Origin of the sequence: Streptomyces mutabilis (assembly GCF_014649815.1) — a bacterium.
Taxonomy (GTDB): Bacteria; Actinomycetota; Actinomycetes; order Streptomycetales; family Streptomycetaceae; genus Streptomyces; species Streptomyces mutabilis.
Window position 1 is genome coordinate 48,366 of record NZ_BMTT01000029.1, and the last position, 6,683, is coordinate 55,048.

General features: G+C 74.2%; 7 protein-coding genes. All 7 read left to right on the plus strand.

The genetic code is table 11. From position 1 onward, the window contains the following. Window positions 1–532 precede the first annotated feature (532 nt). Window positions 533–1,579 (plus strand): ParB/RepB/Spo0J family partition protein, encoded by a 1,047-nt coding sequence (locus tag IE142_RS32350; protein WP_191889025.1) that lies wholly within the window; start codon window positions 533–535, stop codon window positions 1,577–1,579. Window positions 1,580–1,700: 121 nt separating this feature from the next. Then, window positions 1,701–2,855 carry an inositol-3-phosphate synthase gene (locus tag IE142_RS32355; protein ID WP_191889026.1) on the plus strand — a complete coding sequence of 385 codons (1,155 nt, stop codon included), beginning with the start codon at window positions 1,701–1,703 and terminating at the stop codon, window positions 2,853–2,855. Beyond that, window positions 2,852–3,757, plus strand: coding sequence for an SCO3242 family prenyltransferase (locus IE142_RS32360; protein WP_229831096.1), 906 nt, complete (start codon window positions 2,852–2,854; stop codon window positions 3,755–3,757). The genes IE142_RS32355 and IE142_RS32360 overlap by 4 nt, the downstream gene beginning before the upstream one ends. Before the next feature lie 106 nt (window positions 3,758–3,863). Further along, window positions 3,864–4,478: an EboA domain-containing protein gene (locus IE142_RS32365; protein ID WP_191889027.1), complete on the plus strand. Its 615-nt coding sequence runs from the start codon at window positions 3,864–3,866 to the stop codon at window positions 4,476–4,478. Continuing rightward, window positions 4,478–5,326 (plus strand): TatD family hydrolase, encoded by an 849-nt coding sequence (locus tag IE142_RS32370; RefSeq protein WP_191889028.1) that lies wholly within the window; start codon window positions 4,478–4,480, stop codon window positions 5,324–5,326. Before IE142_RS32365 ends, IE142_RS32370 begins: the two co-directional genes overlap by 1 nt. A gap of 3 nt (window positions 5,327–5,329) precedes the next feature. Further along, window positions 5,330–6,499, plus strand: coding sequence for a metabolite traffic protein EboE (gene eboE, locus IE142_RS32375; protein WP_191889029.1), 1,170 nt, complete (start codon window positions 5,330–5,332; stop codon window positions 6,497–6,499). After that, window positions 6,496–6,683 (plus strand): alkaline phosphatase family protein (locus IE142_RS32380; protein ID WP_191889030.1); only part of this gene is annotated, 188 nt, incomplete at its 3' end. The genes eboE and IE142_RS32380, both read left to right, overlap by 4 nt.

The window sequence follows — 6,683 nt, forward strand, 5'->3', positions numbered from 1 at the left end:
CAGGATTAGGACGATCCGATGCGACACACCGGCCCAGTGGAGGCCTCGGCCTCGACGGCGATGCCGGGCTCTCGGAAAGCAAAACAGGCAAAGCGGTATGCTCTCAGAGCCCCTCTGCGGAACACAACTCGCCGGGACTGGGGCGGACAACGCTTCACGGGAACCCGAAACGTGCCGCCCGCAAGGACGTCGATGCCGCTAGAGCGGTGACCGCAGGCCGGTTGGAGGCGGGTTCGAGCCCTGCTGCAGCCTGTCTCGGCAGCGGCATGAAGGGGCCGTATCGCTCTCCGGAGAGCGAGGAACTGGGTGACAGAAAAACCGGCTGCACGGTACTGTCGGGGCTGGTTCTACGCCACGTGGACTCCGGCGACGGAGCGCAGGTACCCAGCCACCACTGAGCGATCCCCTCTCGTCCGTCCTCGCGCGGCGGACCGGTCATGAGGGCTCAAGGCGGCCGACACCGCTCAGGGACACGTATCCGGAAGACCTTCCACGTGTGCGCCACCACAGGAGTGCTGTCAGGAGGGGCAAGTTGTCTCTGGCCGACGAGTTGACGTACCCGACTGCCGACATCGAGGAGATCGAGTCCTCGGCCGTCCGGATCGAATCACTGCCGCTCACACGCGTACGGATCGACTCGCTCGTCCTGTCGGACTCGCCCCGCCTGGACGCTGAGGACCCCCATCACGTTCGCATGCTCGCCGAGGCAGGAGATCGTCTGCCCCCCATCACCGTGCACCGGCCCACCCTGCGCGTCATCGACGGCGCACACCGGGTCCGTGCCGCCCTGCTGAACGGACGTACCGAGATCGAGGCCAGGCTGCTGGACTGCGATCCGACCGACGCCTTCGTCTTGTCGGTCAGGGCCAACGTCACTCACGGTCTGCCGCTCTCCCGCGCCGACAGGGCATCCGCGGCGGCTCGTATCATCCTGAGTCACCCGGACTGGTCGGACAGCGCGGTCGCCACCGCTACCGGGATCTCCGACAAGACCGTCTCCCGTATCCGCGCGCAGTCATCGGCCGGGGGCGTCGCACAGTCCACCATGCGGATCGGCCGGGACGGCCGGGTGCGCCCCGTCGACAGTACGCAGCGCCGCCGCCACGCGGCCGCGATCTTCCATCAGCAGCCCGACGCCGGTCTGCGCGAGGTCGCCCGTGCCACCGGGCTCTCCCCCGCCACGGTGCGTGACGTACGCGAACGCATCAACCGCGGTGAGGACCCCGTCCCGGGCCGCTACCGCACGGCACAGCAGGACAGACGCGCCGAGGCCGGCCCCGTCGCCACCGCGCCGGCCCGGCAGCGGCCGCCCGCCTCCGGGCGAGCGGCACGCGGTCCGGTCGTGGTGGACCGGCAGAAGCTGCTCGTCAAGCTCAGCGAGGACCCCTCGCTGCGGCACACCGAAGCCGGCCGGCGCGCCCTGCGCTGGCTGCACCACTACTGCGTCGACGGCGACAGCATCGAGACTCTCGGCCGCGGACTGCCCCCGCACTGGGCGCCCGAGGTCGCCGACCTCGCCCGCAGTTGCGCGGCGACCTGGAGCGAGCTGGCCGCCCACCTGCAGCAGCGCGCCGAGTAACGCCCCTGGGGGCCCGCGCACACGGCCGGGAGACGGTGCCGAGGACCGGCCGGTTCCCGCCGGGCGCCGCGCTCCAGGTACCCCGCTCGTCCAGCAACCGAAGCATTCCAGGAGGCCTTCCGTGTCCGAGCATGCCGAGCCGTCCCTTCCCCGTACCGGCCCCGAGGGAGGAGCCGGTACGGGCGTGTGGCTCATCGGGGCCCGCGGCTCCGTCGCCACGACCACGGTCGTCGGATGCGCCACGGTGGCCGCCGGCCTGTGCCCACCGACGGGCCTGGTCACCGAGACCGAGCCGTTCGCGGCGGCCGGCCTGCCGGCCCTGTCCTCCTTGGTCTTCGGCGGCCACGACACCGCCGACTGGCCGCTTCCCAAGCGCGCCGAGGCCCTCGCCGAGCAGGGCGTTCTTCCGCACAGGTTCGTGCGGGCCGCGCACCGGGAACTGGCCGCCGCGGACCGGGAGATCCGAGCCGGCGGGCCGTCGGCCGGTGACACCCGCACCGACGAGGAGCTGACCGCGGCCTTCACCGCTGACATCGAGGACTTCACCCGCCGCGCCGGGGTCGCCCGGACCGTCGTGGTGAACGTCGCCTCCACCGAGCCCGCACCCGCCGAGGGCGCCGCACGGCTGCCTGCCAGCTCGCTGTACGCCGCGGCCGCCCTGCGCGCGGGCTGCGCGTATGTGAACTTCACTCCGTCGACGGGGATACGTCACCCGGCACTCGCCGAAGCGGCACGGACCGCGGGAGTGCCGTACACGGGCCGGGACGGCAAGACCGGTCAGACCCTGCTGCGGGCGGTGCTCGCCCCCATGTTCCGTCAGCGTGCCCTGGACGTCCGGGCATGGTCCGGCACCAATCTGCTCGGCGGGGGTGACGGGGCGGCGCTCGCCGACGCCGCGGCGGCCGCGGCGAAGAACGCGGGTAAGAACCGGGTCCTGGAGGACAGTCTCGGGGCGCTGCCCGAGGGCGAGGTGCACATCGACGACGTGCCCGCGCTCGGCGAGTGGAAGACTGCCTGGGACCACGTGGCCTTCGAGGGCTTCCTCGGCTCGAGGATGGTCCTGCAGACCATCTGGCAGGGCTGCGACTCGGCGCTCGCCGCGCCACTCGTGCTCGATCTGGCCCGCCTCGCCGCCCGCGCCCACGAGGCGGGGATCACCGGAAGCCTGCCGGAGCTCGGCTTCTACTTCAAGGACCCCGACGGCGGCTCATCGGCGCTGTCCGAGCAGTACGCCGCCCTGCTGCACTTCGCCGCGCGTCTGGCGGAGGCCCGGTGAGCAGCCCTCGCGACTGGGCCGAACTCCTGCGGGTGTCCGCCCTGTTCACCGTCCCCGGCGACGCGCTCGCCGGGGCCGCGGCGAGCGGGCTGCGCCCGGGGGCCCGCACCGCGTTCGCCGCCGGTGCCTCCCTGTGCCTGTACGGGGCGGGCATGGCGCTGAACGACTGGGCGGACCGGGAGGAGGACGCCGCCGAGCGTCCGGAGCGCCCTCTCCCCTCGGGACGCATCGCCCCCGCCCGGGCGCTGGCGGCGGCTGCCGGGCTGACCGCGGCCGGAATCGGCCTCTCCCTTGCCGCCGGACGCCCCGCAGCGCTCACCACCACCGCTCTGGCCGGCACCGTCTGGGCGTACGACCTGCGGCTCAAGCACTCCCCCGCGGGTCCGGCCGCGATGGCCACGGCCCGCGGCCTGGACCTGATACTCGGAGCGGTGGCCACCGCCGCCGTCCAAGGGGACGGCCACGGTCCGGGCCGGGCGGTACGGCGCGCCCTGCCGCCCGCCGCCGCGCTCGGCGCCCACACCTACGCGGTCACCGCCGTCTCCCGCTGCGAGACCCGGGGCGGCGCGCCGGGCAGGTCGCTCGCCGCGCTCGCGGCGACGGCCGTGATCGGCGCACTGGCCGCCGGCGGACGGGACCGGCGCGGCAGCGGCTCGCCCCGGGCGCTGGCCCGTGCCGCACTGGCCGGTGCCTATGTGGCGACGGCGGCGCGGCCGTTCCTGCACGCCGTGCTCAACCCGTCGCCGCCGCTGACCCAGCGAGCCGTCGGCGGTGGCATCCGGGCCATGATCCCGCTCCAGGCGGCCCTCGCGGCGCGCTCGGGATCGCTGGTCCCGGCGACGCTGCTCACCGGGCTGGTCCCGGTGGCCCGCCGACTGGCCCGGAAGGTGAGCCCCACATGATCGCGCGCTCTTCGGCCACCGGACACCGGCGGGCCGTGCGCCCGGCCCGCCGGCCCGGCGAGCGTCGACACCCCTCCCCCGGCCCGTTCGGGCAAAGGAAACTCGCATGCTGATCACCCGCGAGGAACTACTCGCCCGCCTCAGTCCCGAAGGCGCCGACTGGCTGGACCTGGCGCTCGCCGAGGCCCAGGAAGCCACCCGCCGCGCCCCGGGCGCACCGCCGGAGCCGGGCGCACCGGGGTGGCAGCTGCGGTTCGCGGCGGCCGGCCGCGCCTGCGGGCCCCAGGCCGCGGAGGCGGCCCGGGTGCTCCTGTTGCGCACGGCTTGTCCCGACGCGGCAGCCGTGGCCCGGCTTTACGAGCGGGGCACCGGCGCCGAACGCCGCGCCGTGCTGCTGGCCCTGCCGGATCTCCCGCTCGCCCCGGACGAGGGCGTACCGCTCGTCGAGGACGCGCTGCGCACCAACGACACCGGGCTCATAGCCGCGGCCGTCGGGCCGTACGCCGCCGCGCACCTGGACGCCCACGCCTGGCGCCACGCCATCCTCAAGTGCCTGTTCACCGGGGTGCCCGTGGCAACCGCCGAGGTGGCGGACCGGGCCCGCGGCGACCGCGAACTCGCGCGCATGCTGGGCGACTTCGCAGCAGAGCGCACCGCCGCCGGACGGCCCGTCCCCGACGACCTCGACCGCGTACTCGCCCTGACGGCCGAGGGGGCCTGATGCGCATCTTCGATCCGCACATCCACATGGCCTCGCGTACCACCGACGACTACGAGGCCATGTACGCCGCCGGCGTCCGCGCCGTCGTGGAGCCCTCCTTCTGGCTCGGGCAGCCGCGCACCTCGCCCGCCTCCTTCCGTGACTACTTCGATGCGCTGCTCGGCTGGGAGCCGTTCCGCGCCGCGCAGTACGGCATCGCCCACCACTGCACGATCGCCCTCAACCCCAAGGAGGCCAACGACCCGCGGTGTGTGCCGGTCCTCGAGGAGCTGCCGGGTTATCTGGTCAAGGACGGTGTGGTCGCCGTCGGTGAGACCGGCTACGACTCGATGACGGCGGCCGAGGACTCCGCGCTCGCCGCCCAGCTCCAGCTGGCCGCCGACCACGGGCTGCCGGCCCTGGTGCACACCCCGCACCGGGACAAGCTCGCCGGTCTGCGGCGCACCCTGGACGTCGTCCGCGAGTCCGCGCTGCCGGCCGACCGGGTCCTGGTCGACCACCTCAACGAGACCACGGTCAAGGAGGCCAAGGACAGCGGCGCCTGGCTCGGCTTCTCCGTCTATCCGGACACCAAGATGGACGAGAAGCGGATGGTCGCCGTCCTGCGCGAGTACGGTCCGGAGCGGGTCCTGGTCAACTCCGCCGCGGACTGGGGCAGGAGCGACCCCCTCAAGACCCGCAGGGTCGCCGACCTGATGCTGGCCGAGGGCTTCACCGAGGACGACGTCGACCGGGTGCTGTGGCGCAACCCGGTGGCCTTCTACGGCCTCAGCGGACGGCTCGCCCTGGACGTCGCCCCGCCCGGCCCCACCCACGAGGGCAACTCCGTCCTGCGCGGCGGGGAGTGAGCGATGCGCTTCCGCCACCCGGACGGCTCCACCGTCCACCTCGCCTACTGCACCAACGTCCACCCGGCCGAGAACCTCGACGGAGTCCTCGCCCAGCTCCGCGACCACTGCGAACCGGTACGCCGCCGACTGGGCACCGAGTGCCTGGCAATCGGCCTGTGGCTGGCCCGGGACGCGGTGGGCGCGCTGAGCACCGACCCCGCCGCGCTGCGCGGCCTGCGTACCGAACTGGACCGGCGCGGCCTGGAGGTCGTCACCCTCAACGGCTTCCCCTACCAGGGCTTCGGCGCCGAAGAGGTCGAGCACCGGGTGTACCGGCCCGACTGGACCGACCCGGAGCGCCTCCGGTACACCAGCGACCTGGCCGGACTGCTCGCCCGGCTGCTGCCTTCGGATGTCGCCGAGGGCACCATCTCCACTCTGCCGCCGGCCTGGCGCACCGGCTCCGACGAGACGGCGGCGGCAACGGCGCACACGGCCCTGACGGAACTGGCGCGCCGGCTGGACTGGCTCGAGTCCGAGACCGGCCGCTCCATCAGGATCGCCCTGGAGCCGGAGCCCGGGTGCGCGGTCGAGACCACCGCGGACTCGTTCGGCCCGCTCGCCGCTCTGCCCGGGCACCGCTTCGGCCTGTGCCTGAACACCTGCCACCTGGCGGCGAGTTTCGAGGAGCCCGAGGCGGCTCTGGCGGCCCTGGAGCGGACGGGGATCGCCGTATCCAAGGTGCGGCTCTCCGCGGCCCTGTACGCCGGTGATCCCCGCGATCCCGCGGTCCGATCGGCGCTCGCCGCCTTGGACGAGCCGCGGTTCCTGCACCAGACGCGGGCCAGGGCAGCCGGGACACTGCACGGCACCGACGGGCTCGGCCAGGCCCTGGCCCGGGGCGTGCTGCCGGATGCCGTCCACTGGCGGGCCCACTTCCACGTCCCGCTGCACGCCCCGCCCGCGCCGCCGCTGAGCTCCACCCTCGAGGTGCTGGTCGAGACGCTCACCGTGCTGGTCGGCGGTCCGCGTCCGGTCACCCGCCGCCTGGAGGTGGAGACCTACACCTGGCGGGCCCTGCCGCCGGGACTGCGGCCCCGCGCCCGTACCCAGCTCACCGACGGCATCGCCGCCGAGCTGACCCTCGCCCGCGACCTGCTGACCGACCTCGGCCTGAAGGAGCTGCCATGACCCGACCCGAAGACCAGGGCACCGGCGGCGGCACGGTCCGGCCCACCCCGCTCCTGGTCCTGGACGTCGTCGGCCTCACCCCCCGTCTCCTGGACCACATGCCCCGCCTCAAAGCCCTCGCCCGGTCCGGCTCCCGCGCACCCCTGGGCACCGTCCTGCCCGCCGTCACCTGCGCCGCCCAGTC

Bases quoted from the DNA above. Each gene is read 5' to 3' on its own strand.
- IE142_RS32365 (WP_191889027.1), top strand. From the start codon at position 3,864: ATGCTGATCACCCGCGAGGAACTACTCGCCCGCCTCAGTCCCGAAGGC.
- IE142_RS32370 (WP_191889028.1), top strand. From the start codon at position 4,478: ATGCGCATCTTCGATCCGCACATCCACATGGCCTCGCGTACCACCGAC.
- eboE (WP_191889029.1), top strand. From the start codon at position 5,330: ATGCGCTTCCGCCACCCGGACGGCTCCACCGTCCACCTCGCCTACTGC.